Here is a 26,339-nt window from a genome sequence, read left to right as displayed (position 1 = left end):
CCTGCATCCATGTTGAATGGATTGCCGTCATCGCGAGCAGGCTCGCTCCCACATTTGGATCTGCAGCGACCAAACATCTGTGTTCGACACAAATCCCCTGTGGGAGCGAGCCTGCTCGCGATAGCGGTGGGTCAGCTTGCACCAATGTTGAATGGGCTGCCGTCATCGCGAGCAGGCTCGCTCCCATATTTGGATCTGCAGTGACCAACTCTCCGCGCCTGGCACAAACCCCCTGTGGGAGCGAGCCTGCTCGCGATAGCGGTGGTCACCGCGGCGGATAGTTGGCCAGGATACGCCCGACCGTCTCGCGCACCGCGCTGTCGCGGTCAACCGGGTTGGGCGAGCTGCTGAGCAATCGCTCATCACTGCCCCGCCAGACCAACTTGCCGTCCTTGCCATCGAGCAAGTCGATCTGCACCGTGGCGACCTTGTAGCTGACATTACGGGTTTCGTTGTACATCGGTCCGCCCCAGTAGCCATTCCAGGGTCCGCCCCAACCGCCGCCATAGTTGGTGGTCACTTGTTGCTGGCGATCTTCGACGATCAGATAGGCCTGGACCAGAACATCGCCGCGCCCGCCCGCGGCAGGGCGCAGGCCGCGCTGGTCGAGTTGATCGGTCACGGCCTGGCGGATCCGCTGCTCGGTCAGGTCACTCTTGATCCGCGGATCATCGGGGCGGTACTGCAACGCCGGTTCTTTCCAGCTCCAGCTTCGATAGGCCGCGAAGTCGCGACTGGTATCGAAATCATGATTGACCTGGTTGGTCGCACAGGCGCTAAGCAGCAGGGCAAGGCCCAGTAGAGCAAGACGACGGAACATCACTCTTCTCCTGTTGCGTAATCAACTGGGCGGATAAGTCGACATGGCTTTCTCCACCGCCTCGCGAATGGCATCGGTGTTATCGCCGGGCCTGCCACGTTGAGAGGTTTCGGCACTGGCACTCCATACCGGTTGGCCGTTGCGGGCGTCGAACAGGTCGACGCGAACCACCACGACCTGCTCCTGATACGTGCGCACGACCGGCACGGTGTTATACATGCCGTAGCCAGGCCCGTAGCGGTTGTAGCCACCGTAGTAACCCGAATCATAGTCTTCCCGAACCTGGCGCAGACGGGTTTCCAGCCGCAGGTCGGCGCTGACGAACAGGTCGGCCGGCCGGTTGTCATGCAGCGGGCGCAGGCCGCGCTGGTCCAGGGCATTGCTCACCGCTTCGGCCACCTGGGCCGAATCCGCCCACGCGGTTCCCGCCGGCAGGCGTCCGTTGAGCCAGGCCCAACTGCGATAGCGCCCATAGTCACGAGGTGCCGCCGGGTATGCGCTACGGTCGAACACCGTGGCAGCCTCGGGCGGAGCCGGCGGCAGCGGCCTGGAGGTGGCGACATAGGGGTTGGTGCCCTGGCAGGCCGCCAGCCCCAGACATAACATCAGTAACCCTGTACGGCCTTGCATTTCGCTCTCCGATCAGAGGGGACGGCAGATCCAGTGCAGATAACGTCCCAGCCCGGCAAACGCGGGATGGCGACGATGGGCCAGCTCCATGTCCAACAATTGCGAGAGCTCGACCCGCCCCTGGAACTCCACCGGCATGTAGTCGTGAAAAACCCGCACGCCACTCTGGCTTTCGACCTGCCACACACCCTCAAGTTGCGCCGCCAGTTCTCGCGGATCAAGAGGTTGTTGCGGCGTCAGGCTCTGTTTTTCACCGGCCATGTCATTGTTGCGCAGTTTGCGGAAATGCCCCTTGAGCAAGTTCCGATAAACCAGCGCGTCACGGTTGTAGAACGCCAGCGACAACCAGCCGCCGGACACCGTGAGTTGATGCAGCACCGGCAGGATCGTGTGCGGCTCGGCCAGCCACTCCAGCACCGCGTGGCACAGCACCAGGTCGTACGGTTCGGTAAGCAGGCCCGGCAGTTCCTGCCACGGCGCCTGGATGAAAGTTGCCTCCTGGCCGGCATCGGCAAACCGCTGGCGGGCGCCTTCGAGCATGGGCGCGGCCGGTTCCGCCAGGGTGACCTGATGGCCGCGCTCGGCCAGCCACAACGACATATGGCCTAGGCCTGCACCTATGTCGAGCACACGCAACGGGCACTCAGGCAATACTTCGAGCAAATCGGCCTGGAGCACCGCCAGGCGAATCGCGCCCTTGGCGCCGCCATAGATTTTTTCGGCAAAACGCGTGGCGAGCTGATCGAAATGACGGTCGCTCATTGGCCGAACCGCCGCTCACTGTCAGCCAGTTTGCTGCGCACCACGGCATCCATGTCCAAGCCTAATTCGCTGCACAGCAGCAACAGGTACAAGACGATGTCACCGACTTCCTGCCCGGCATGGGCCAGTTTGTCCGCCGGCAGCTGGCGCGACTGGTCCTCGGTCAGCCACTGGAAAATCTCCACCAGCTCGGCCATTTCCACACTGGCGGCCATGGCGAGGTTCTTCGGGCTGTGGAATGGCCGCCAATCGTTGCGATCACGAATGGCGTGCAGGCGTTCAGTCAGTTCAACAAGGTTCATCGGGCTCTCCTGGATGCCCATAGCTTCCGGGGGATGACGGGGGAAGGCAAGCGTCTCGATACGAAGCGGCAATTTGCCCCATAATCGAACGATCGCGACGCCAATGGCTCCTACAATCAGGAGCCCGAGGCTCGACTCGATTCTCTTCCATCAGGATGCAAACATGCAGGTAGAAAGCTTTTTCGAATGGCTCGGCCAGGCACTCGGTTCGATAATCCGCTTCATCGTCGACCTGCTCAGCGGCCTGTTCAACACCCTGGCCAATGCCGGCGGCAACTTTGTCGACGGCCTGTCGCGCGCGTTGGGCATGGACACCTCGATCATCAGCATCATCGCGCTGATCCTCGGGCTGATGCTGCTATACTCGGCAATCCGCGCCTTCATGCGCGCCTCAATTGTGCTGGGGATCATCTGGCTGGTATTGGGGTTGTGGTTGTTGAGTTGGATCATTCACTAAGATTGAAATTGCTCTCACCACAAGTACCACGCCGGACATTGTGGCGAGGGGATTTAGCGAAACGTCGCACCGCCCCGCTCGGCTGCGCAGCAGTCGTAAAACCGGCCGACGCGGTTTACCTGTTGCACCGCAGAGCTTGGTTTTGGGACTGCTACGCAGTCCAGCGGGGATAAATCCCCTCGCCACAAAAGCCCTCTGTTTATTCCATTCCTTCAGGTGTAGGTCCCGGCTACACCGCCTTGCGCCGCTGCCTACAACTACGCCAGAATCCGCCGGCTTGTGCGCCTTGAGGCCGGGTTTTATTGTTTTCCCGTCGCTGACAAATCAGCGATCGGGTTTAGCAGCTCGGATAACATCAAGGCACGCCAGTGTCGCCATCGGAACAGTCAATCCGCATCGGATTGTCAGCACTATGGTGGCTATGCGTGGGGCACTTCGGTGCGCCGGGTTCCTTGATGCCTGGTCTGCTAACCCGCGTACAGCCGCCACCCAACTCGTTTAGCAGCGAAGGATGACGGCTCCATCATCAAGGAGACGGCATCGACACCGAATGCCTGCTCGCCAACCTCAGCGAAACCCTGGCCTCGGCCAACGCCATGGCCTGTGACCTGGCCTTCGACCTGGACGGCTCACGCCGCCACGTGGCCCTGGGCATCCAGCAGTTGATCGAACTGGGCGGCTTACTGGCCAACCGGGCTCTGGATAACGTCGACCCACGCTAACCGAAGCAACGACTCACCTTTGTGGCGAGGGGATTTAGCGAAACGTCGCACCGCTCCGCTGGGCTGCGAAGCAGCCCCAACAGCCTCGCCTCGACATGTCAGACAGATTGAGTTCAATGTTCCTGGAGGGGCGCTTCGCGCCCCAGCGGGGATGAATCCCCTCGCCACAATAAATCCCCTCGCCACAAAAGCCTTCTGTTTATTCCATTCCTTCAGGTGTAGGTCCCGGCTACACCGCCTTGCGCCGCTGCCTACAACTACGCCAGAATCCGCCGGCTTGTGCGCCTTGGGACCGGGTTTTATTGTTTCCCCGTCGCTGACAAATCAGCGATCGGGTTTAGCAGCTCGGATAACATCAAGGCACGCCAGTGTCGCCATCGGAACAGCCAATCCGCATCGGATTGTCAGCACTATGGCGGCTATGCGTGGGGCACTTCGGTGCGCCGGGTTCCTTGATGCCTGGTCTGCTAACCCGCGTATAGCTGCCACCCACCTCGTTTAGCAGCGACGGATGACGGCTCCACTCATCAAGGAGTTTCACCATGTTCAAGGTAACCCCCAATCCACCGGTCACCGATTCAACATCTCCCAGCGATCCGTCCGACTCAACGACCTTCGACAAAGCCGCCAAACGCGCCCTCGACTTCTACCTCAAGCCCGAACCGCCTGAAACCCAACCAGACCAACTGTTCACGGTTGTGAATGGCATCGATACCGAATGCCTGCTCGCCAACCTCAGCGAAACCCTGGCCTCGGCCAACGCCATGGCCTGTGACCTGGCCTTCGACCTGGACGGCTCACGCCGCCACGTGGCCCTGGGCATCCAGCAACTGATCGAACTGGGCGGTTTACTCGCGAACCGGGCCTTGGATAACGTCGACCCACGCTAACCGAAGCAACACATCAACTCTGTGGCGAGGGGATTTAGCGAAACGTCGCACCGCCCCGCTCGGCTGCGCAGCAGTCGTGAACCGACTGACGCGGTTTACCTGTTGCACCGCGGAGCCTGGTTTTCGGGGCTGCTTCGCAGCCCAGCGGGGCGGTGCGACGTTTCGCTAAATCCCCTCGCCACAATGAGTTCGGAGCATCCCGCGTGTTCGGGACGTACTGGAAACGATTACTCAGAGAACCCGCTACAATTGCGCTCCATCAAGGAGCCCCCATGTCCAACCTGCTCGCCGACTGGCGCGACCGTCTCACCCATCGTCGGGTCTGGGCGTTGGCTGCGCCGATGATTCTTTCGAACATTTCCGTGCCGCTGGTGGCATTGGTGGACAGCACCGTCATCGGCCATTTGCCCCATGCCCATCAGTTGGGCGCGGTGGCGGTCGGGGCGAGCTTGTATACGGTGCTAGCCTGGGCGATGGGTTTCCTGCGCATGGGCACCACCGGGTTCGCGGCCCAGGCGGCCGGGCGTGGCGACGGCGCAACGTTGCGGCAAGTGCTGTTGCAAGGCCTGCTGCTGGCGATGGGGTTGGCTGTGGCCCTCGGAATCGTCGGGGTGCCGTTGAGTAACGTGGCGTTGCATTTCATGCAGCCGTCCGCCGAACTCAATCAGTTGACCCGGGACTTCTTCTACACACGCCTCTTCGGCCTTCCGGCGGCGCTGGCCAGTTATGCGCTGGTGGGTTGGTTTCTCGGAGCCCAGAACGCCCGGGCACCGCTGACGATTTTGCTGACCACCAATCTGGTGAACATCACCCTCAACCTGTGGTTCGTACTCAGCCTGGACTGGGGTGTGGCCGGTTCGGCCCGGGCCTCGGTGATCGCCGAATGGACCGGGGCGCTGGTCGGCCTGGTCCTGGCCCACAAAACCCTGCGGGCCTGGCCCGGACAGATTGCCTGGGCGACCTTGGGGGTATGGCAGAACTGGCGACCGCTGCTGGCGGTGAACCGGGACATTTTCATTCGCAGCCTGGCCCTGCAATCGGTGTTTTTCCTGATTACCGTACAAGGCGCGCGCCTGGGGGATGCAACCGTTGCGGCCAACGCGCTGCTGCTCAACGGGCTGTTGCTGACGGCCCATGCCCTGGACGGCCTCGCCCATGCCGTCGAGGCGCTGTGCGGCCACGCTATTGGTGCCCACGACCGTCTCGCGCTACGCCGCTCACTGGTGGTGGCCTGCGGTTGGTCACTGATTGCAAGCATCGGGTTCGCGCTGCTGTTCCTGCTCGCCGGGCATCTGTTCGTCGATATGCAGACCGACATCCCCGACGTGCGCGACACCGCCTACCGCTATCTGCCCTATCTCGCCGCCCTGCCGCTGATCGCGGTCTGGAGCTATGTGCTCGACGGCTTGTTCATCGGCGCCACCCGCGCCCGGGAAATGCGTAACGGCATGCTGCTGACCCTGTTGCTGGTGCTGCCCTTTGCCTGGGCACTGCAAGCGCTGGGCAACCATGGGCTGTGGATCACCTTCCTGTTGTTCATGGCGTTGCGCAGCCTGACCCTCGGTGGTTTCGCCTGGCACTTGCACCGCCAGGATCGCTGGCTCGCCGCCCAAGCCCAATAGCGCCTTACCCCTCATCGCCCTGCCACAACCGTCGCAGATGTTCGAGCCGCTCGCGCTGGGAGCTGCCGACCAACGCTGACGTTGGCGGGGCGTCGGGGTACTGCAGGCGCAGCCATAGCCAGCCGTCGAGCACTTCCCGCTCGGTGAATCCCAGTTTCAAGCCCTGCTCCAGGCAATCCCAGAGCGCGCGATACTCGCGCCCGGTGGCACGGGACCAATGCCAGGCATGCCGCTCCAGCAGGCATTGCTGCAATTTGTGCTGTTGTCGGTCGCTGAGGCTGTGCTCGTTCTCCAGTGGCGCCACGGGCAGCCCCGGATTGGACAGTTGCTGCCAGCCCTGGCTGCCAATGGCCCGGTCGGCCCAGGTGCCGCCGAACCAGCGCAGCAGGCGGATGGGCCCCAGCCAGCAACTGAGTTCCCCAGGGTCGCAGCCATCGAAGAAATAGCTGGCGGTGTGGGGGTTGTAATAGCTCAGCAACGCCTTGTAGTGAGGGCCCAAGGTCACCGTCAGCATGCGTCGCAGATGCGCCAGCAACTGGGTAACCGGTGATTCGCTCACCAACAACAGTCCCGGCCAGGCACCCGCGTCGACATGACACAGGCTCGCCAGTGCCGGCGCTTGCTGCAAGTCCACCAGCAGCGGACCGTGCGCCTTGAGCCCATGCCATTCGGTGTCTTCGAACAGGGCAAAGCACCGCGCTTGCGCGAACTGCTCTTGCAGGCGTTGCGCCGCGCTGGGGACGCCGGGTATGTCGAGCAGCAGCCATTGAGGCGGTGTTCCGGTCAGGCTTGCAGCGCTCATGGAGCGGCACCCGTGTCGCGCCGCGTCACCAGCCGGCAGGTGCATATCGGTTGGTCACAGGCACTGAAGCTGCCGCCCCCGGGCAACAGGCAGAGCAACACCAGCGGCTCGGCCGCCTGGATCGCGGCTAACAACGCCGGATCGGCTCCGGACGGCCAGGCTGCTTCGAAGGTTGTCGAGTCCGAGGGGGCCTCATCAGCTACGTCCGCAACTGCCGGTACGTCAAGGAGCGCGCTGATCATGGGGCGATCCGGGTCGCCCTCGCAGAAACTCACCAACACCTCGGTACCCGTCCGGAAGGCGCCCAGCGCGCAGCCGGCCAGCTCGGGCGCCAATGGCAGCCAACAATGACTGGGGCTAGCCCCCTCGCCCTGATAAACCCAATCGAACTGCACGGCCACCCGTCCGGCCATCTGTGGCGCCGGCTCGTCCACTTCCACCACCCACCCGCGCTGCCGGCCCTGCATGCGCGGCTTGGCCGGAAGGCCGGTGGCCACGAACGGCAGTCCCCAGGGAACGGCCTGGAAATGATTGCCATACCCCCAAGCCTCGGCTCGGTGCTGCACCTTCGTCAGCAGCCAGCGCTGGTTCCAGTCGCTGAAAGGATGGGCCGTGAGCAACAGCACCTGCCCGCTGTACAGCCCCATCAGGTCACTGCTGCCTTGGGCGACCTGTTCCCCCGAAGCGCTGGTTTGCACGTTGAAAACCTGAATTCCCCGAGCCGTCCCATAGGCGGCCTCGTCGACTGGAGTAAAGCCGCCCGCATTGTCGGAGAACACCACGCAGTGCCCATCCCGAGCCTGTTCGAAATAGAAGTGAATGCCGGCCTGAGCACACACCCGCTGAAGAAACTGCAGGTCCGACTCACGATACTGGGTACAGAAATCCTGCGGCGGGTAGTCCCCCTTCAAGTCCAGGCACAGCTGGCGGCCGCCGATGCCATGGCCCTTGAGCACCTGGCGGATGATCTGCGGCACCGTGCAGTCGCTCAGTACCCGCTGGTTGAAGCGCTGCGCCAGGCAGGCCAGCTTCGGCCCGATACGCAGGCGACAGCCGGCGTCGGGACGCTGCTGCACAAGCTCGTGAAGCTGCCCGTGGATGCCTGCGTCCGACTCGCCGAAACTCAACCAGACGCTGCGGTATAACAAGCCCGCCAGGTCCGGCGGCGTGTCGTCGGGCGACAACTCCACCTCATAGGCGAAAGGTTCGCTGATGGCTTCGCTACCCGTGAAGGCCGACACGACGAAAGGTTCGGGCAGACCGGCTATCTCCAGACGAAATGATGGCTCGTTGGCTGGATCGGACATCGGCGTATCTCTACAGGAGGGGCGGCCGGGGATTCTCGCTGAGAGCCATGGCGGAGTAGAGAGCCCAAGTACAAGTTAGGAAAGGGACTACATGAAATGAGGACAGCATCGGATAAATCAGCCGACGTGCGGAAATAACAGCGGCGCAAATAAAAATGCCCTCCGGAACTATCCGAAAAAACCCGCGATGCACGGTGAGTTTTCTGACAGACCCGGAGGGCAATGCCAATCGATCAAAGCGCTGCCACAGAGCCCTGATGCCGATCAGTCAAGCCACAAACCTGTGGGAGCAAAGCTTGCTCGCGATTGCGGTAAGTCAGTCAGCAACAATGTTGAATGATCTGTCGCTACCGCGAGCAAGCTTTACTCCCACGAGGTTTGTGCCGTTCGATCCTTGACTGACTGGCATTAACCACAGAGCCCCGGGTTCGACCGGTTTTCATTTGCACATCAGGACGACAAGTACGACGAACGCGTCAACCCCAGGCGCAGGGCGTCGAGGAACTGGGTGCGTTCGGCGGCGCTGATACGGGCGCTGGCACATTTGTCGCGGTAGTGGGTCATCAACTCCTCCGGCGACAGGTGCACGTAGCGCAGCATGTCTTCGATGGTGTCGTGGGTTTCGATACCGGCGTGGTACACGCTGCCGTCGGCGTTCTGATAGATGTTCACCGAGTCGGTGTCGCCGAACAGGTTGTGCATGTCGCCAAGAATCTCCTGGTAGGCACCTACCAGGAAGATCCCCAGCAGGTAGTCCTCGCCGGGATTGAGGGCATGGACCGGCAGGCTGGTCTCGATGCTCTGTTCGTCGACGTACTGCTTGATCTTGCCATCGGAGTCGCAGGTCAGGTCTTGCAGCACGGCGCGGCGCAGCGGTTCCTCGTCGAGACGATGCAGCGGCAGGATCGGCAGCACCTGGCCGATGGCCCAGGTGTCCGGCAGGCTCTGGAACACCGAGAAGTTGCAGATGTACTTGTCGGCGAGCTTGTCGTTGAGTTCATCCAGCACCTGGCGATGGGAACGCTGGCGCGCCTTCAACGAGTTGTGCAGGCGGCGGCACACGGCAAAGTAGCATTGCTCGGCCAGGGCTTTTTCCGCCAGGGTCAGCTTGCCGTCGGCGTACTGGGTGGCCACGTCGCTCATGTAGTGGGTGGCGCGCCAGTAGGTTTCGGTGACCATCTCGATATCGGTCGGGCCCAGCAGGTCAACCAGCCACTGCACGGTTTCCGGCAGCTCCTGCTTGTTGTCGATCACCGGCATGTCGTCGACGTGTTTCTCGACGTCGGTCACCTGCACCACCAGCATCGCGTGGTGCGCGGTCAGGGAGCGACCGCTTTCCGAAAAGATGTGCGGATGCGGCAGGCTCTGGGCATCGCAGAATTCCTTGAGCATGCCGACCACGACACCGGCGTAGTCGTCCATGTCGTAGTTGATCGAACTGGCGTTGCGCGAATGCGTACCGTCGTAGTCCACGCCCAGGCCACCGCCGACGTCGATGTGATCCACCGGCAAGCCGAGGTTGCGCAGTTCGCCGTAGTAACGGATCGCTTCCTTGAAACCGTGCTGGTAGTCCGCCAGGTTGGCGATCTGCGAGCCCATGTGAAAGTGCAGCAGGCGAATGCCCTGGTCCAGGCCGGCCGCGCGGAAACGCTCGACCACCGACAGCAGTTGTGCGGCAGATAAACCGAACTTGGATTTTTCGCCACCGGTGTCGGCCCATTTGCTCGAAGCCAGGGACGACAGGCGCACCCGCAGGCCCACCTGTGGCTTGACCTTGAGCGAAGCGGCCTCTTCGATCACCAGACCGACTTCGGACTCTTTCTCGATCACGATGAACACGTTGTGGCCCAGCTTCTGACCCATCAGCGCCAGGCGGATGAACTCACGGTCCTTGTAACCGTTGCAGACGATGGTCCCGCCCTTCGGCGCCAGGGCCAACACCGCCAGCAGCTCGGGCTTGGAGCCGGCTTCCAGGCCGATGGAGACGTTCTGGGTGGCGATGATGTTCTCGATCACCGCTTCCTGCTGGTTGACCTTGATCGGGTAGAGCGCGGTGTACTGGCTCTGGTATTCCAGGCGTGCGATGTTGCTGTCGAATGCGCCGGTGAGCTGGCGCACACGGTCTTGCAGGATGTCGGGGAAGCGCACCAGCAAGGGCAACGACAGGCCGCTCTGGCGCAGTTGATCGACCTGCTCGAACAGATCGATGGGCGAACTGTCGGGACCGTTCGGACGAACTTCGACGCGACCGGCGTCATTGATCGCGAAATACCCGGCCCCCCAATGGCGGATCCCGTAAACACTGCGGCTGTCCGCAACTGTCCATTGGCTGCCATCGTCTTTGCGTGTGCGTCGTACGGACATCGAAGTCCCCTATAAAGAAGTCAAAATGCACCATCCGGTCGGAGGCTGGCGCAGTCTAGAGAATGGAAATGACGATTTGCCTGCAAGCAGGGTAGACCCTGCTGGCAGCGCTGAGTTTAGAAACCCGTTCAGAACAGGCTCTGTGAAAACCCTATGGGCGACCTCGAACATCGGGTTCGGATCAAGCCGGAGCGGTTTTCACAGAGGCTGCTAGCCGCCGGATTTCTTTGCCTTGAAACCGTGCTTGACCAGTTCCGCCAGCAACAGTTCGACGTGGTCGCCCTGGATCTCGATGACGCCGTCTTTCAACGCGCCACCGGTGCCACAGCGCTTCTTCAACGTGGTGGCCAGGTCCTTGAGCGCGTCTTCGGCCAACGGCACGCCGGTGATAGTGGTCACCGTCTTGCCGCCGCGGCCCTTGCTTTCACGGCGCACACGGGCAATACCGTCACCGGCGGGGATGACGGTCTGTTTGCAGATGCAGGCATCCACCGGCTGACGGCAATCAGGGCAATGACGACCGGCGTCGGTAGAAAATACCAGGCCGCCCAGGGCGGCGAAGGATGCGGCTTTTTTGGCCACCGGCAATCCTCTCGGGAGGACAAAGACTGGTCGGGGAGAAAAAGTGCCTCGACCGCGAAGCCCCACTCAGGCAGGGGCAGCGCTACTGGACCGCAGACGTCGGTTCAGCTTGAAAAGTCGCGCAGTGTAGCGGCAAAAAGCCGACTTGCTAAGGGCCAATCCGCGCCAATTTACAGCTTCTTTGCGACACCGCGCAGATAACGCTCGAGCGCCGCCAACGAGTCCGGGCAATAAGGCTTGTGCCGGATTTCATCCAGTACCTGTTCGATCGGCATGAAGCGCGCTTCGAGCACCTCTTCGGGCTGCAACACCAGGGGGCCGTCCCACACCGCCGAAAACGCCGAGCACCAGAGGCGACTGCCGGGGTCTTCGAAGTAAAAGTGGTCATGGGCGGTGAGTTGCACCCCGCTCACGCCCAACTCCTCTTCCAGCTCACGGGCCGCCGACTCGGCATAGGTTTCGTGGGCCTGCACCATCCCGCCCGCCGCCACGTCCCAGAAGCCCGGATAGATCGCCTTGCTCAGGGTTCGCCGGTGGACGCACAGTTCGCCCGCCGAGTTGAACAGCATGATGTAAGTGCCACGCCCGATCAGGCCTCGCTCGCGCAGATCCGAACGCACCAGGCTGCCGAGCAGGTTGTCGTGTTCATCGACCCAAGCGATCAGCTCGGCATCCGAGGCCACTCGGTGAGCGGCCTCCCGGGGACTCTCGCTCATGGATCAGCCTTGGTTCAGCAACTGCCGCAAGTCGATCACCGCCGCGTTGGCCCGGGAGATGTAGTTGGCCATGACCAGGGAATGGTTCGCCAAGACACCAAAGCCGCTGCCATTGAGGATCATCGGGCTCCAGACCGGCTCCTGGGAGGCCTCCAGTTCACGAATGATCTGCCGCACGCTGACCGTGGCGTTCTTCTTCGCCAGCACATCGGCGAAGTCCACTTCGATGGCACGCAGCAGATGGGACAAAGCCCAGGCCTGGCCGCGCGCTTCGTAGAACACGTTATCGATCTGCAACCATGGGGTCTCGACCACCTCCTCATCCACCTGCGGTACCTGGCCCGGAACCGGGACTTCGGTTTTCAGCGAAGTGTTGAGCTTGACCCGGCCGACACTGGCCGACAGGCGCTGGGACAGCGAACCCAGACGAGTACCGACATCCCCCAGCCAGTTGTTCAGGTTATCGGCGCGGGCGTAGAACAAAGCGCTTTTCTGGGCAGAATCGGACAGGCGCGCCTGATAGCGGCTCAGGGAATTGATGCCTTCCTGGTACTCCGACTCGCTGGAGGGCAGCACCCAGCTGCGGTTATCGAAGTTGAAACGCGGCTCGGCCTTGGCCAGGTCGGCGTCCTCGGCGGACTGGGACTGGGAACGGGCGAAGTCCTTGCGCAGGGCGCGACTCAGGTCGCGGACCTGCACCAGCACGCCATATTCCCAGCTCGGCATGTTGTCCATCCACAGGCCAGGCGGAAAGCGGTCGTTGGAAATGTAGCCGCCCGGCTTGGTCAGCAGGGTACTGGCCACGGTCTTGAGGGTCTCGACGGTGGTGTAGCCGACCACCATTTGCCGGCCATCCTTCTCGGCCGCCGCCTGGGCATTCTGCTGCACGGGAAACAGCGCGGGCTCCTGGCTCCAGTACCAGCCGATGGCGATGGTCACCAGCAGGTACAGGCCGATCAGCGTGGCCAGCGCACGGCTGAAAAACAGCCCACCCAGGTAGCTGCGAGTGGCCGATTTCGGCTCGGCGGCACGTTCAGGCGCGCTGCCCGCGCGGTTTTTCCAGTCCAGCATGGCGATGTCCCTTCAATCACTTGAGTTCACGGTTCGACCACAACCCTACGCCATCGTGCCTGATTTGAAACGCGATAAATCCTGCGCAAATCATGCTGGCCCAGGCGAGGCAGTCGGATGGCAACTATAAAGGAAGCGCGGCCATCGGCCTACGAAACCGACCGGTCACAAACTGAATGTCGCTGCCGGGTAGATTATTGACGTACGACACTCATGCGCATGAAAAGAGATGCTAGCATAGAGCCACCAGTCGACCTCAGCATGTATCTAACTAAGTAGTCAGGATAATGACCGAGCCAGAAGACCCCAGCCGTGAGCGCCTCAAGCACCACTTTGCCCAGCGGGTAATTCATCAGGCCCGTCAGATCCTGGAGATCTGGCAACGCCTGCAACGCAGCGAGTGGTCCAGCACCGACCTGTTGGAGCTCAGCGAAGCCAATCTGCGCCTGCTGCGTTTTGCGGAGCGCTTCGAACAGCCGGAGCATTCCCAACTGGCACAGGGCATCAGCCAGTCACTGCAAGCGGTGGATGCCAATCGCGGGCGGCTGAGCAGTCAACTGATCACTGAGATCAATCGCCTGATGCAGCGCCTGTCCCGTACCGGCCTGCGCCATGGAGACCAGCTCGAACAAACCTTCCTGCCGCCGTTGCGCAAACCCATCTATGTGTTGCTGCAAGACCATGACCGGGCCGAACGCCTGGCCAAGCAACTGGAGTTCTTCGGCCTCAGCGCCCAGGCGTTGGACAGTGTCGCGGCATTTCGCGCCTCGATGATCGAGCGGCTGCCGGCGGCGATTGTCATGGATGTGGATTTCAGCGGCCCCGGCATCGGCCTGAAACTGGCGGCCGAAGCCCAGCAAGGTCTGGAACAGCCGTTACCGCTGTTGTTCTTCAGCCTGCTGGAAACCGATACCCCGACACGTCTGGCGGCCGTGCGCGCCGGCGGGCAGGAGTTCCTCACCGGCACCCTCGAGGCCTCGAGCCTGCTGGAGAAGATCGAGGTGCTGACCTGCGTCGCCCAGTACGAACCCTATAAAGTGCTGATCATCGATGACTCCCGCGCCCAGGCCCTGCACACCGAGCGCCTGCTCAACAGCGCCGGCATCGTCACCCGCACGCTGATCGAACCGATCCAGGCCATGGCCGAGCTGGCTGATTTCCAGCCCGACCTGATCATTCTCGACATGTACATGCCCGCCTGCACCGGTACGGAACTGGCGAAAGTGATCCGCCACAATGACCGCTATGTCAGCGTGCCGATCATCTACCTGTCCGCCGAAGACGACCTGGACAAGCAGCTCGATGCCATGAGCGAGGGCGGCGATGATTTCCTGACCAAACCCATCAAGCCCCGCCACCTGATTACCACCGTGCGCAACCGTGCGGCCCGGGCCCGCAACCTCAAGGCGCGGATGGTGCGCGACAGCCTCACCGGCCTGTACAACCACACCCACATCCTGCAACTGCTCGAAGACTGCTGCTTCCGCGCCCGCCGCGAAGACAAGCCGCTGAGCTTCGCCATGCTGGACATCGACCATTTCAAACGGGTCAACGACAGCCATGGCCACCCCATGGGCGACCGGGTGATCAAGAGCCTGGCACTGTTTCTAAAGCAGCGCCTGCGCAAGACCGATTTCATCGGCCGTTATGGCGGCGAAGAGTTCGCCATTGTCATGCCAGACACCAACATCAACGACGCCTGCGCGGTACTGGACGAAATCCGCCAACGCTTTGCCGAGATCCACTACCCGGCCCAGCCCCAGGACCTGTGGTGCACGTTCAGTGCCGGTGTGGTGGAGATGAGCGAGGCGTCCGACAGCCTGATGATGGCCAGTGAGGCGGATGAAGCCCTGTATCGCGCCAAGCACGCCGGTCGCAACCGGGTACAGAGCGCAAGGCAAAGTGCCACTTTTTCATCGGAATCCACCGACTCGGTCATAAACCTGTAACTCAAGCGCAATAAATTCAGGCACTTACGATTCTGCCCCCGGTAGACCTTGAATGCGCCTGAAACTGCTGACCAACCTCAATACCCTGCTTTTATTGGCCGTCTGCCTGGGCCTCGGCGCCACGCTATGGTGGTCCCAAGCCGCGCTGGAACGTCCTTACCTGTTGATGGAGCGCTACTTGGGCCTGTCACGGCAATTCCAGGGCGCGGTGACGCGCAACATCGAGGATTATCTGGCCAGTGGCGACGCCTTGCGCCTCAGTGCCGCCAGTCAGGCCCTCGACACCCTGCAAAAAGAACTGGATCGATTTCCTCCGGAACTGGCCCGCACCCTCAGGCCGAGCCTGTCGAGCCTGGAAGACTTCAGCAAGACCGAGCTGCTGGGCGCCGGCAAGCTGGCTGGTGATCCCCAGGCCCTGCTGCTGCAGGCCGAGCGTGAACTGGGCGCCAACCTGGACCAGCTCGCCCGGTACGCCAACGGCGCCCCGAGTTACTTGCCTTTGTTGTTCAGCGCATCGCAGCACCTGGGGCGGCTGTCCCTTGCGCGGGACAAACTGGTCAGCAGCGGGCGCAGCGAATTGGCCGACGATGTCGAGCGGGAACTTGCAAGCATCCGTGCCCAGGCCGGTCAACTGGACAGCCTGCCGTTGCTGGGCGTGACAACCAGCAGCGACTCCGCCGGCGATGATTTCGCCGCGCTGATGGGCCTGGAAAACCAGGAAAAAGCTGTCGCCGAAGACGCCGGCATCGCCCTCAAGCGCGAACTCAACAGCCTGCTCGGACGCTACCCCGCGGAGCTGGCGCGCACCCGCGAGCTGATCCAGAAGCGCACCGAACTGAGCAACGCCACCCATGTGAAAACCGCCGACGTGCAACAGGCGATCGATGCACTGGAGCCCGTAGTGCGAGCCCAACACGGGCAGATCCAGGGCGAGGTCCGGTTGATCCAGGGGGTGATAATCGGCTTGATCCTGTTGATCGCATTGCTCATCGATACTTTGCAACGACGCCTGGCCCGAACCTTGACCCACCTGGCACCGGCCCTGTCGACCTGGGCCGAAGGCGACTTCAGCCGCGACATCCATGTGGGCGCCAGCAACCGTGAGCTGCAAGACATCCAAGCATCACTCAATCGGCTGCGGGCCTATCTGGCGGACCTGGTGGGCACCATTCACCTGAACGCCGAACAGGTCGCTGGCAGCAGCCGGACCCTGGCCGATCTCAGCGCCGAAATGCACAGCGGCGCGCAATACCAGGCCGACGACACGGCGCTGATCCGCGACTCCCTCAGCGAACTTGAAGCGACGATTCAACAGGTGGCCGGCGACGCCAGCCAGGCCGCCGACGCCAGCCGCAGCGCCGGGCATGCCGTGGAGCAGGGGCAGAAAGTCATTGGCCTGAGCCTCACCGGACTGCATGCACTGGTGGGCGAAGTACAAGGCAACGCGCAGATGATCGAACAACTGGCCGAGGAATCGGCCACCATCGGCGGCGTGTTGACGGTGATTCGCTCGATTGCCGACCAGACCAACCTGCTGGCACTCAATGCCGCCATCGAGGCCGCCCGCGCCGGAGAGATGGGCCGAGGTTTTGCGGTAGTGGCCGAAGAAGTTCGTTCCCTGGCCCAACGCACGGCCGGGGCCACGGCCGAAATCCAGGCCTTGATCGCTCGCCTGCAACTGGCCGCGCGCCAGTCAGTCGATGGCATGCGCGCCCAAGTCGAACACGCCAAAGCCACCGCCAACCAGGCACAAGCGGCCGACGGTGCACTGGATAAAATCGTCGATGCCATCCAGACCATCGCCGACACCGCCGTGCGCATCGCCGAAGTCACCGCCCAACAGAGCGGCGCCGTCAGCGAAATCCGCGATCACAGCGAGCGCATTCACCAACTGGGCGGGGAAAACCTGCTACGTATCGGCCAGGGACGGGAACAGGGCGAAAACCTGCTGGTGCTGGGCGGCCGCCTGCATACGGCAGTGCAGGCGTTTCAGGTTTGATCCAAATGCCAGCCACTACCCCCTGTGGGAGCGAGCCTGCTCGCGATGGCGGTGGGTCAGCTCGCATCGATGTTGAATGTGCCGCCATCTTCGCGAGCAAGCCCGCTTGTGTCTGAGTAAGGGAATAAACTCTGGGTTGAGAGGGGTAGATGGCAAGCTGTGAGTCCGCGGTGCTTGAAGCACGAGTGGGAGCAAAGCTGCCATCTACCTTTCTACTCTGGCCCATAAGCCCGAACAGTTGGACGAGCGGCACTCGAATCACAAGCGTGGGCAAAGCCAGAGCACTCTCATTTCTGAGTGTAAGAGGGTTTTGCCATGATTTCCTGGGTCGGTATCGATATATCCAAATCAAATCTCGTCGTTTGGGTTCGACCACAGAACCAAGGCTATGAGGTCCCCAATACGCTTGAGGGCTTTGCACAACTGGTCGAACAGCTAAGCCAGTACACGATTGGCCGGGTGTTACTGGAAGCCACGGGCGGCTATGAACGAAAGGTTATGGCAGCACTGCAGGAGGCAGGTTTCAATGTGCTCAGGATCAACCCTCGCCGGGTTAGAGCCTTCGCTGTAGCAATGGGCAAGAATGCCAAGACCGACCCCATCGATGCGGCTGTTCTTGCCGATTTTGCCGAAGCTCTGCATGCGTCTCACGAAAAGCCCATTTCACCTGAGCGTGAAGCACTGCGTGAGCTGATTCAGCTGCGCGAACACTTCGTCCAGCAGCGAGATGACAACAAGCGCCGGCTGCAGCAGGCTCAGCTTCCGGCGGTTATCGAGGTGATCAAAGACCATATTCGCTACCTGCAAATCCAAATCAAGCAGTTTGGCAAAGCCATTAATCAAAGCATGCGTAAGCTGGATGCGGAGAAGGCCGACCGACTCACGTCAGTTAAAGGGATCGGCACTGTGGCGACTGCTAGTTTGTTGGTTTACCTGCCTGAACTCGGTGAGCTTGATCGCAGAGAGATCGCGGCCCTGGCGGGAATCGCCCCCTACAACGACGACAGTGGTAATCACAGCGGCAAACGTCAGATTTACGGAGGAAGAGCGCGGGTCAGACGTGCGCTTTATATGTCGTGCTGGGTTGTCATCCGCTATCACGCCGACTTCAAGGCCCGGTATGAAGCACTTCGAGAGCGAGGCAAGAGCGCGAAAGTCGCGCTCATCGCCTGCATGCGAATATTGCTAATCAGACTGAATGCCATGCTTCGAGACGGCACTGAGTGGCGGTGACGGGTGGCGGAAGTAAGACAGTTGCTCCCACCCAGGCCACGGGTGAACACACCCTCCACGCCCACCACCAATCCCTGTGGGAGCGAGCCTGCTCGCGATGGCGGTGGGTCAGCTTGCATCGATGTTGAATGTGCCGCCATCTTCGCGAGCAAGCCCGCTCCCACCCGGGCCACGGGTGGACACACCCTCCACGCCCACCACCAATCCCCTGTGGGAGCGGGCTTGCTCGCGATGGCGGTGGGTCAGCTTGCATTGATGTTGAATGTGCCGTCGTCATCGCGAGCAGGCTCGCTCCCACCCGGGCCACGGGTGGACACACCCTCCACGCCTACCACCAATCCCTGTGGGAGCGAGCCTGCTCGCGATGGCGGTGGGTCAGCTTGCATTGATGTTGAATGTACCGTCGTCATCGCGAGCAGACTCACTCCCACAGGGTTCAGCGTGATCCGTGAAGGAGTGGTGACCGGATCCCAGACCATGGTCACAAATTTTTCGCAAACATCGCTCATCGTGCTGGCTATTGCCGAGAACTGGACAGTCATTAAGGGTTTGCGGCATAGTCGCCGGGTTCTGATACCTGCTCACAGATAACAAGGAACAGCAGATGGCGACCCTCTTGGTCCTGCACGGACCCAACCTGAACCTGCTGGGCACCCGTGAACCGGGCGTCTATGGGGCGGTGACACTGGCCCAGATCAACCAGGACCTGGAGCAGCGGGCCCGCGCCGGCGGCCATCATCTGCTCTACCTGCAAAGCAACGCCGAATATGAATTGATCGACCGCATCCACGCCGCCCGTGGCGAAGGCGTGGACTTCATTTTGATCAATCCAGCAGCTTTTACGCATACAAGTGTCGCATTACGTGACGCGCTGCTGGCGGTGAGCATCCCATTCATCGAAGTGCATTTGTCCAACGTGCACAAACGCGAACCTTTCCGCCATCACTCCTACTTCTCCGATGTAGCGGTGGGAGTGATCTGCGGCCTTGGCGCCAGCGGTTACCGACTGGCCCTGGAGGCCGCCCTAGAGCAGCTTGAAAAACAGGCAACAGCTTGAACAACAAGCGTTAAACGCCCCTGACCGACCCTTGGGAGTTGATGATTCATGGATATCCGTAAAGTTAAGAAACTGATCGAATTGCTGGAAGAGTCCGGCATCGACGAGCTCGAGATCAAGGAAGGCGAAGAGTCCGTACGCATCAGCCGCCACAGCAAGACTCCAGCCCAGCAGTTCTACGCCCCGGCACCGATGCAGGCTCCGGCCGCCGCGCCAGCGCCAGCCGCACCTGTTGCTGCTGCCGCTGCTCCAGCCGCTGCCGCCGCTCCAGCGCTCAACGGCACTGTCGCTCGCTCGCCAATGGTAGGCACCTTCTATCGCAAGTCTTCGCCAACCTCGCCGTCCTTCGTCGAAGTGGGCCAGACCGTGAAGAAAGGCGACACCCTGTGCATCGTCGAAGCCATGAAGATGATGAACCACATCGAAGCTGAAACCAGCGGTGTGATCGAGTCCATCCTCGTTGAAGACGGCCAGCCGGTTGAGTACGACCAACCGCTGTTCACCATCGTTTGAACCGCGGAGAGCCTTTGATGACTGCGAAGCTGGAAAAAGTCCTGATCGCGAACCGCGGTGAGATCGCTCTGCGGATCCTGCGTGCCTGCAAAGAGATGGGCATCAAGACCGTCGCCGTTTACTCCAAGGCCGACAAAGAGCTGATGCACCTGGGCCTGGCGGACGAATCCGTCTGCATCGGCCCGGCTTCTGCCGCGCACTCCTACCTGCACATCCCGGCGATCATTGCCGCTGCCGAAGTGACCGGCGCCACCGCCATTCACCCAGGCTACGGGTTCCTGGCGGAAAACGCCGACTTTGCCGAACAGGTCGAGAATTCCGGTTTTGCCTTCATCGGTCCGAAAGCCGAAACCATCCGCCTGATGGGCGACAAGGTGTCGGCCAAGCACGCCATGATCGCAGCCGGCGTACCGACCGTTCCGGGTTCCGACGGCCCGCTGCCTGAAGACGAAGAAACCGCTCTGCGCATTGGTCGCGAAGTCGGTTACCCGGTGATCATCAAGGCCGCTGGCGGCGGCGGTGGTCGTGGCATGCGCGTAGTACACAAGGAAGAAGACCTGATTTCCTCGGCAAAACTGACCCGCTCCGAAGCAGGCGCGGCGTTCGGCAACCCGATGGTCTACCTGGAAAAGTTCCTGACCAACCCACGCCACGTCGAAGTCCAGGTGCTGTCCGACGGCCAGGGCCAGGCCATCCACCTGGGCGACCGCGATTGCTCGCTGCAACGTCGTCACCAGAAGGTCCTAGAAGAAGCGCCGGCACCGGGCATCGACGAGAAGGCCCGCCAGGAAGTCCTGGCGCGTTGCGTCAAGGCCTGCATCGACATCGGCTACCGCGGCGCCGGTACCTTCGAGTTCCTGTACGAGAACGGTCGCTTCTACTTCATCGAAATGAACACCCGTGTTCAGGTGGAGCACCCGGTTTCGGAAATGGTCACCGGTATCGACATCGTCAAGGAGATGCTCAGCATCGCCGCCGGCAACAAGCTGTCGTTCACCCAGGATGACGTAGTCATCCGCGGTCACGCGCTGGAATGCCGGATCAACGCCGAAGACCCGAAAACCTTCATGCCGAGCCCAGGCACGGTCAAGCACTTCCATGCACCGGGCGGCAATGGCGTTCGCGTCGACTCGCACCTGTACAGCGGTTATGCCGTTCCGCCGAACTACGATTCGTTGATCGGCAAGCTGATCACCTACGGGGCGACCCGCGACGAAGCCATGGCGCGCATGCGCAATGCGCTGGAAGAAATCGTGGTGGACGGGATCAAGACCAACATCCCGCTGCACCGCGATCTGGTACGTGACAAAGGCTTCTGCGAAGGCGGCGTCAACATCCATTACCTGGAACACAAGCTGGCCCACGAGGCTTGATGTCACAGGTGATGTAAAAAAGACCCCGGTCCTTTGGCCGGGGTTTTTTTTTGCCTGCCGACCGATCAGCTCAGCAGCACCGTCGAGAAAGCCTGCGCTTCGATCTGCGCGGAAGTCACCGGCCTCCCCTGCGCAGTGCTGATGGCACCGCTGGGATTGGCGACCAGGGGCTCGTTGCGCAGGCGCCTCATGAACCCCCGTGCTCGCGCCGACACCGGATCGGCACTCTTTTTCGCTCGCGCCAGCACCGGTATGTAGTAGCGTTCGACCTGGTCGCGCGATGTCTTGAATACCGAAGTCACGCCATTGCGCAGGTCCAGCGCGACACCATAGGTATTGCCAAAACAGGAAGAGTACGACCAGTGATCCCACGTGGGTTGCAGGCCCTGACGCCGCATCGCCGACCTGACCCGCCCGCCGATGTCAGTGCCTGTCAGCCAATCCCCACCCACCAGGATGGCACGGATATCCTGCGTCACGCCGCCCAGGCGCTGCGTTATGTCCCGCAGACAGCGTTCGATCAGCGCGCGGATATTGTGATCGAAGTGAATGACAGCCCCCATTCCGGTGGTCGGGTTGTACAGCGAAGCGATCACGCAGGTCTGCGCGTTCAGGGAGAACAGATAATTGTCCGCCACCGCCTCGCTGAACCTCGCCACTACCGCCTCGCCCTGCAACGCTCCCCTTGAGACATCCGGGAAGACATGACCAGGAAACGCCGTCCGCAAGTCATCCACTCGCCCAAGGTAGGCCACCTCGCCGTTTCCACCCAGCAAGCCCGGCTTATCGTAGACCCACTTGCCATTCGACATCCTGCGCAGGGGCTCCTGATAAAACGCCCCGGGATTCCTGGCATCCACCAGGCGCAGACCATCAAAAAAGGGATCTTTCTTCACCTGGTAATACCTGCCCCCACGCTTGATGAAGTAGCTGTCCTGCGGCTGCGACGCACTGGACGGGCTACGCCAGGTGCCCTTGAAATTGCCCTCCTCAGTCACCTCCACCAGGTTTGCAGGCACCTCCTTGATAGCCTGATGGGACTTGAAGCGTACGGGCCGCAGGGGCGGATCGCTCTCTCTGGCTGACACGGAGGCTGCATGCCTCAAGCGCCGGGAGGACAATGACACAGGTTTCAGCACCTGCTTCAGACTTCTGGCAGCGCCCACCATCTGCAACCCCAACGTGGCGAACAACGCTCCCCAGGCCGCGTCCAGCCAATGCCACAGCGCCCGTTCAGTGTCGCCTTGGACATGGGCTTCGATGGCCTGTCCGGAACTGACAGTCATAAAGACGATATCCAGCAGCAGAACAAAGGGGGGATACACCATAGAGACCGGGGCCGACGCAAAGAGCAGGCCCTTGAGGACCTGGCTCTCGATCACTTCGGTACGGCTGGTGGTGACATCCTCCACATCGGTGACACTGCGCTCGATATAGGCATCGAACCCGGCGCGGATGTCGATGACCCGATTGAGCTCGCGCAATGTATCGACGCCCGCACTCCCCGTTGCCAGGGCCGCCAGCGAGCGTCTTACCGCCCCCCTGGCGGTAAGGGCCACGCGCCCCAGCACGTAGTCATGCAGCTGCGCGGCGACCCTGCCGGCAAAATCACGGTACTGGCGGAATATGACACCGTCCGGTGCATCGGGCGTATACAGCCAGGACGAACGCTTGGGATCGAAGTAGGTGAAAACGTAAACACCCAACACGACGTGCCCATCGACGGTAAACCTGACCACGCCCTCACGTCTCACCACCGCCCCGGGATACTCCGCACCGCCCGAAGACGCCGCTTCACCCAGCAGGGTGACTTGTCGGGTGAGCCACCAGAATTCCGAATCGTTCAACAAGCCCTTACCCTTCGCGATGCGCAGATCACGGTCCATTCGGATCAGCAGCATGTGGCGGTAGGTATTGCGACGCTTGATATAGGCGGGTGAATCGACGTCGAGGAATCTGGCGCGGGTCTCCCTCCCGTAGCGCTCGCCCACATAGGCCCGACGGATATAGAACGCCAGCTCGGCACTGCGGACCTGCCCCAGGTCATGCCCGACAGAGGAGCGCACGCCTTTGCGGGGGTCGTCGATACCCGAATTGTCGTCGTAGCCATGGATGACCAGATCCAGCAGGCTCGTAGTCTTCGTGTCACGTCCCGCGAGCCCCGGGCGGTAATCGATGAGGATGGTCCCGGGATCGACCGGCTCAAGCACGCCCCTGCTGCGCAGGTAAGGCGAGATCGCCTGGGCGACGGTGCGCCTGGCGAAGTCCACGAAGACTTCGAAGTCCGCAAGCTGCTCGTTGAACGCCCGCTGATGCACCAGGAGCTCCTGGCTCAAACTGCTGATGTTTCGACGGGAATCAAGCGGCAACGCGCAGTACCAGCGAGGCGACTCGTCCAACTGCACCTGCGCCAGGTTATTGGCCAACCCTATGGCCACGGCGTCTTCCAGGCATGCCCTGAATCCTGTCACTCCTCCCCTGAGATCCTTGCCCGAGTTCCATGTAACCGGCTTGTCCACCACGCGGGCGAAGTATTCCCGGGCTATCTCGCGATCATCGGGGGACAGTTGCTGCGCCAGGTATTCGCGCCCAGCCTCGGTTCGGGTCCATGCGCCTATTTCCATGCTCACCGCCCACAGCGATGGCAGCTCGATCCACTCCTGGCCATCCGGCTTGGCGGGGGCATACAGCAACAGGTCGCCCTGCATGTCCTCGCGAAAAAACAGCAACAGATCGGCGCATCGCAAGCCGTTGGGCAATGCCAGACCGGTGACATGCAGCCGGTTGGCGGGCAATGTCGATGCCTCGCCCTCCCACAGGGTTTTGACAGCGTCATGATTGACCGCCTTCAGATGCCCCGCGCAACGTGCCACGAATGCACTTTGCCGCAGTCGGGCCACGAGCCAGTCGAACATGGCGCGCTTCAGATCCGCCCGTTCATATCGATCGGTCAGCGCCTGCAAGTACCCCGCGGGCGCATCCACGTCCGCCAACAACCGGCTGACGAAAGCCGATGCAAGGGGCTGATTGCGCAGCATCGCGCCATTTTCCACCAACAGCACCGACACGGCATCGGCCCTTACCGGCCCTGCCGCCACCAGGTCGCTCAGACTGTGACGCTGGATGGGCTGGTCAACCACCGTTCTCCATTGCAACGTCACCCGAACGCGGTCCGGCTCGACGTCCATGTCCAGTTCATGCCGGACATGCGCCTTGGCCTGTTGCCTGGCGAAGGCTCGTATTGAGCCCAGGCCATCGAGCAGCTCATCGACCCGCGCCTGCGCCTGCTGAGTCCGCTCCTGAAGCAACTGTAGCGATGCTCGCCCAGGCTCATCCAACACCCGCAGCCAATGAGGCAGTTGCAAGCGTGCCAACGCCTCGAGATCCCGGCGCTCCCGCACTGTGGCCAGCGCGCTTGATTCACTCATGCGACGCCAGGCGTCCTGGAGCTTTTCGATGCGCTCCCGCAGTTCATCGACATCCAGACCCGCCAACTGGTCGAGCTGAAAAACCCTGTCAATGGCCGCCATGTGTTCATTGAGCTTGCGTTGGACCACGCCCTCGAGCGAGACGTCGCCGTTTGTCATGCGCCAATGACGACGCAGGTAGTCCTTGTAATGATTGATTCCCCCCCTGGCTGCGGATTCCAACACCTGGACAATGACGTCCTGACGCTCGGCCGAAAACCCCATGTCGGGCCCTCCAGGCCAACGGAATGCCACGTCGTATTCCGGGTCAGGCGCCAGCGGCTTATCGTCGATCATCCGTTGCAGCACCGTGTCCAGCAGGGTGCCGATGAAATGTGGATCGATATTGCCTTCCTGATAACGGGTACGCAGTTCGACCAACAGATACTCCTCCAGCACCTCCAACAAGGTCATCTGGCCCTGCAATCGCGGGTCGATCACGGCCTTCCAGCGTGCCAGCCTTTCCAGAACGGCTTGTGCGGTTTCCGCCTGCGGGCTGGATACTGATCCCGCGCCATTCGCCTTGCTTTGCCCCTCGGCAGTGTTGTCCATCACGTTCCTCCCTGTTGTGTGGACCCTCACCTTATCCGCGGTACAACGCCTCCATGTCATACATATATATATCGAAACACCACGCCGGACGGCACCCGCGCGCCGTGCTCGAATCGGCCGCGGACCTCCGGGCTTATCCACTTTGACGACGACCTGGCGTACACTGCGCAGCTTTCGCAGCCTGGTCGCCACACAGGCCACCAAGGCTGCTTCCTGTAGATTCATTTCCAAAGGTGCCCGCCATGCCTTGGCTGCAAGTACGTCTGGCCATCAGCCCGGAACAAGCCGAAACCTACGAAGATGCGTTTCTTGAAGTAGGCGCCGTATCGGTCACCTTCATGGACGCCGAAGACCAGCCGATCTTCGAGCCGGAACTCAACACCACGCCGCTGTGGTCCCACACCCACCTGCTGGCCCTGTTCGAAGGGGGCACCGAAGCGGCCAGCGTGCTGGCCCATCTGGAACTGCTGACCGGCAGCCCGCTGCCCGAACACCACAGCGAAGTGATCGAAGACCAGGACTGGGAACGCAGCTGGATGGACAATTTCCAGCCGATGCGCTTTGGCCAGCGACTGTGGATCGTACCGAGCTGGCACGCGGCGCCGGAGCCGGACGCCGTCAACCTGCTGTTGGACCCGGGCCTGGCGTTCGGTACCGGCACCCACCCGACCACCGCGCTGTGCCTGGAATGGCTCGACGGCCAGGATCTGAAAGGCTGCGATGTGCTCGACTTCGGCTGCGGTTCGGGCATCCTGGCCATTGCCGCCCTGCTGCTGGGTGCCAAACAGGCGGTCGGCACCGACATCGACGTCCAGGCCCTGGAAGCGTCCCGCGACAACGCCGGGCGCAACAACATTGCCGAAGCACTGTTCCCGCTCTATCTGCCGCAGGATCTGCCCCAGGTCCAGGCCGACGTGCTGGTCGCCAATATCCTGGCCGGACCGTTGGTCTCCCTGGCGCCGCAACTGTCGGGCCTGGTCAAGCCGGGCGGGCAACTGGCGCTGTCGGGCATCCTGGCCGAACAGGGCGAGGAAGTCGCCGCTGCTTATGCCGCCGACTTTGACCTGGACCCTATTGCCAATCGTGATGGCTGGGTGCGCATCACCGGACGTCGGCGCTAGAATGGCCGCCTGTATCCACCGGATTGCC

21 protein-coding genes and 1 pseudogene are annotated in these 26,339 nt (G+C 61.8%); 11 read left to right on the top strand and 11 right to left on the bottom strand.

Translation table 11 applies throughout. From position 1 onward, the window contains the following. Positions 1–265: 265 nt before the first annotated feature. The 4 genes from LOY35_RS03265 to LOY35_RS03250 are packed head-to-tail and all read right to left on the bottom strand — an operon-like array spanning position 266 to position 2,514. Positions 266–820 (bottom strand): DUF4136 domain-containing protein, encoded by a 555-nt coding sequence (locus LOY35_RS03265; RefSeq protein WP_258630622.1) that lies wholly within the window; start codon positions 818–820, stop codon positions 266–268. A gap of 21 nt (positions 821–841) precedes the next feature. Continuing rightward, on the bottom strand, positions 842–1,450 hold the full coding sequence (locus LOY35_RS03260) for a DUF4136 domain-containing protein (protein WP_258630618.1): 609 nt from the start codon (positions 1,448–1,450) through the stop codon (positions 842–844). 12 nt (positions 1,451–1,462) lie between these two features. After that, positions 1,463–2,212, bottom strand: coding sequence for a methyltransferase domain-containing protein (locus LOY35_RS03255; protein ID WP_258630617.1), 750 nt, complete (start codon positions 2,210–2,212; stop codon positions 1,463–1,465). Further along, positions 2,209–2,514 (bottom strand): MazG-like family protein, encoded by a 306-nt coding sequence (locus LOY35_RS03250; RefSeq protein WP_024780720.1) that lies wholly within the window; start codon positions 2,512–2,514, stop codon positions 2,209–2,211. Before LOY35_RS03250 ends, LOY35_RS03255 begins: the two co-directional genes overlap by 4 nt. Positions 2,515–2,677: 163 nt before the next feature. On the opposite strand from LOY35_RS03250, the gene LOY35_RS03245 reads away from it, so the two are divergent. The 4 genes and pseudogenes from LOY35_RS03245 (at position 2,678) to LOY35_RS03230 (ending at position 6,205) form a co-directional block, all read left to right on the top strand. Then, a complete protein-coding gene (locus LOY35_RS03245) occupies positions 2,678–2,971 on the top strand; it encodes a hypothetical protein (protein ID WP_024780721.1) in 294 nt (97 codons plus the stop codon). 533 nt (positions 2,972–3,504) lie between these two features. Next, positions 3,505–3,693: pseudogene (locus LOY35_RS03240) on the top strand (DUF6124 family protein); the annotation flags it as partial. A gap of 542 nt (positions 3,694–4,235) precedes the next feature. Next, the gene (locus LOY35_RS03235; RefSeq protein WP_258630614.1) at positions 4,236–4,583 is read left to right on the top strand and encodes a DUF6124 family protein; all 348 of its coding nucleotides are present in this window, start codon (positions 4,236–4,238) and stop codon (positions 4,581–4,583) included. A 272-nt stretch (positions 4,584–4,855) separates the two neighbouring features. Further along, complete coding sequence (locus tag LOY35_RS03230; protein ID WP_258630612.1) at positions 4,856–6,205, top strand: MATE family efflux transporter; 1,350 nt, start codon at positions 4,856–4,858, stop codon at positions 6,203–6,205. A gap of 4 nt (positions 6,206–6,209) precedes the next feature. Here the strand turns inward: LOY35_RS03230 and LOY35_RS03225 are convergent, their stop codons facing one another. From LOY35_RS03225 to LOY35_RS03200, 6 genes are all read right to left on the bottom strand, one after another. Further along, positions 6,210–7,007 carry a DUF4123 domain-containing protein gene (locus LOY35_RS03225; protein ID WP_258630609.1) on the bottom strand — a complete coding sequence of 266 codons (798 nt, stop codon included), beginning with the start codon at positions 7,005–7,007 and terminating at the stop codon, positions 6,210–6,212. Further along, on the bottom strand, positions 7,004–8,314 hold the full coding sequence (locus tag LOY35_RS03220) for a type VI secretion system Vgr family protein (protein WP_258630608.1): 1,311 nt from the start codon (positions 8,312–8,314) through the stop codon (positions 7,004–7,006). The genes LOY35_RS03225 and LOY35_RS03220 overlap by 4 nt, the downstream gene beginning before the upstream one ends. 450 nt (positions 8,315–8,764) lie before the next feature. After that, the gene (gene speA / locus LOY35_RS03215; RefSeq protein WP_047700192.1) at positions 8,765–10,678 is read right to left on the bottom strand and encodes an arginine decarboxylase; all 1,914 of its coding nucleotides are present in this window, start codon (positions 10,676–10,678) and stop codon (positions 8,765–8,767) included. A 210-nt stretch (positions 10,679–10,888) separates the two neighbouring features. Next, positions 10,889–11,260 (bottom strand): translation initiation factor Sui1, encoded by a 372-nt coding sequence (locus LOY35_RS03210; RefSeq protein WP_258630603.1) that lies wholly within the window; start codon positions 11,258–11,260, stop codon positions 10,889–10,891. Positions 11,261–11,430: 170 nt separating this feature from the next. Continuing rightward, a complete protein-coding gene (locus LOY35_RS03205; protein ID WP_024781396.1) occupies positions 11,431–11,976 on the bottom strand; it encodes an NUDIX hydrolase in 546 nt (181 codons plus the stop codon). A gap of 3 nt (positions 11,977–11,979) precedes the next feature. Next, positions 11,980–13,047 carry a DUF2333 family protein gene (locus LOY35_RS03200; RefSeq protein WP_258630600.1) on the bottom strand — a complete coding sequence of 356 codons (1,068 nt, stop codon included), beginning with the start codon at positions 13,045–13,047 and terminating at the stop codon, positions 11,980–11,982. Between the two features lie 287 nt (positions 13,048–13,334). Here LOY35_RS03200 and LOY35_RS03195 point away from each other — a divergent pair, with 287 nt between their 5' ends. The 6 genes from LOY35_RS03195 (at position 13,335) to accC (ending at position 21,171) form a co-directional block, all read left to right on the top strand. Next, the gene (locus tag LOY35_RS03195; protein WP_258630597.1) at positions 13,335–14,996 is read left to right on the top strand and encodes a PleD family two-component system response regulator; all 1,662 of its coding nucleotides are present in this window, start codon (positions 13,335–13,337) and stop codon (positions 14,994–14,996) included. A 1,450-nt stretch (positions 14,997–16,446) separates the two neighbouring features. Beyond that, complete coding sequence (locus LOY35_RS28495) at positions 16,447–16,995, top strand: methyl-accepting chemotaxis protein (RefSeq protein WP_408981243.1); 549 nt, start codon at positions 16,447–16,449, stop codon at positions 16,993–16,995. A gap of 315 nt (positions 16,996–17,310) precedes the next feature. Next, positions 17,311–18,228 carry an IS110 family transposase gene (locus LOY35_RS03185; protein ID WP_258626100.1) on the top strand — a complete coding sequence of 306 codons (918 nt, stop codon included), beginning with the start codon at positions 17,311–17,313 and terminating at the stop codon, positions 18,226–18,228. 604 nt (positions 18,229–18,832) lie between these two features. Beyond that, entirely contained in the window at positions 18,833–19,285 is a 453-nt protein-coding gene (gene aroQ, locus LOY35_RS03180) for a type II 3-dehydroquinate dehydratase (protein ID WP_258630595.1), read from the top strand. Between the two features lie 48 nt (positions 19,286–19,333). Then, positions 19,334–19,798 carry an acetyl-CoA carboxylase biotin carboxyl carrier protein gene (gene accB / locus LOY35_RS03175; RefSeq protein ID WP_258630593.1) on the top strand — a complete coding sequence of 155 codons (465 nt, stop codon included), beginning with the start codon at positions 19,334–19,336 and terminating at the stop codon, positions 19,796–19,798. A 17-nt stretch (positions 19,799–19,815) separates the two neighbouring features. Continuing rightward, a complete protein-coding gene (accC, locus tag LOY35_RS03170; protein WP_024781402.1) occupies positions 19,816–21,171 on the top strand; it encodes an acetyl-CoA carboxylase biotin carboxylase subunit in 1,356 nt (451 codons plus the stop codon). Positions 21,172–21,236: 65 nt separating this feature from the next. On the opposite strand, the gene LOY35_RS03165 is transcribed toward accC, so the two are convergent. Further along, complete coding sequence (locus LOY35_RS03165) at positions 21,237–25,190, bottom strand: dermonecrotic toxin domain-containing protein (RefSeq protein ID WP_258630592.1); 3,954 nt, start codon at positions 25,188–25,190, stop codon at positions 21,237–21,239. 242 nt (positions 25,191–25,432) lie between these two features. On the opposite strand from LOY35_RS03165, the gene prmA reads away from it, so the two are divergent. Further along, positions 25,433–26,311, top strand: coding sequence for a 50S ribosomal protein L11 methyltransferase (prmA, locus tag LOY35_RS03160; RefSeq protein WP_258630590.1), 879 nt, complete (start codon positions 25,433–25,435; stop codon positions 26,309–26,311). The last annotated feature ends 28 nt before the right edge of the window (positions 26,312–26,339 follow it).

Origin of the sequence: Pseudomonas sp. B21-028, from assembly GCF_024749045.1 — a bacterium.
GTDB lineage: Bacteria > Pseudomonadota > Gammaproteobacteria > Pseudomonadales > Pseudomonadaceae > Aquipseudomonas.
The sequence above is the reverse complement of the archived record's forward strand: the minus strand, read 5'-3'. Positions and strand labels throughout refer to the sequence as shown.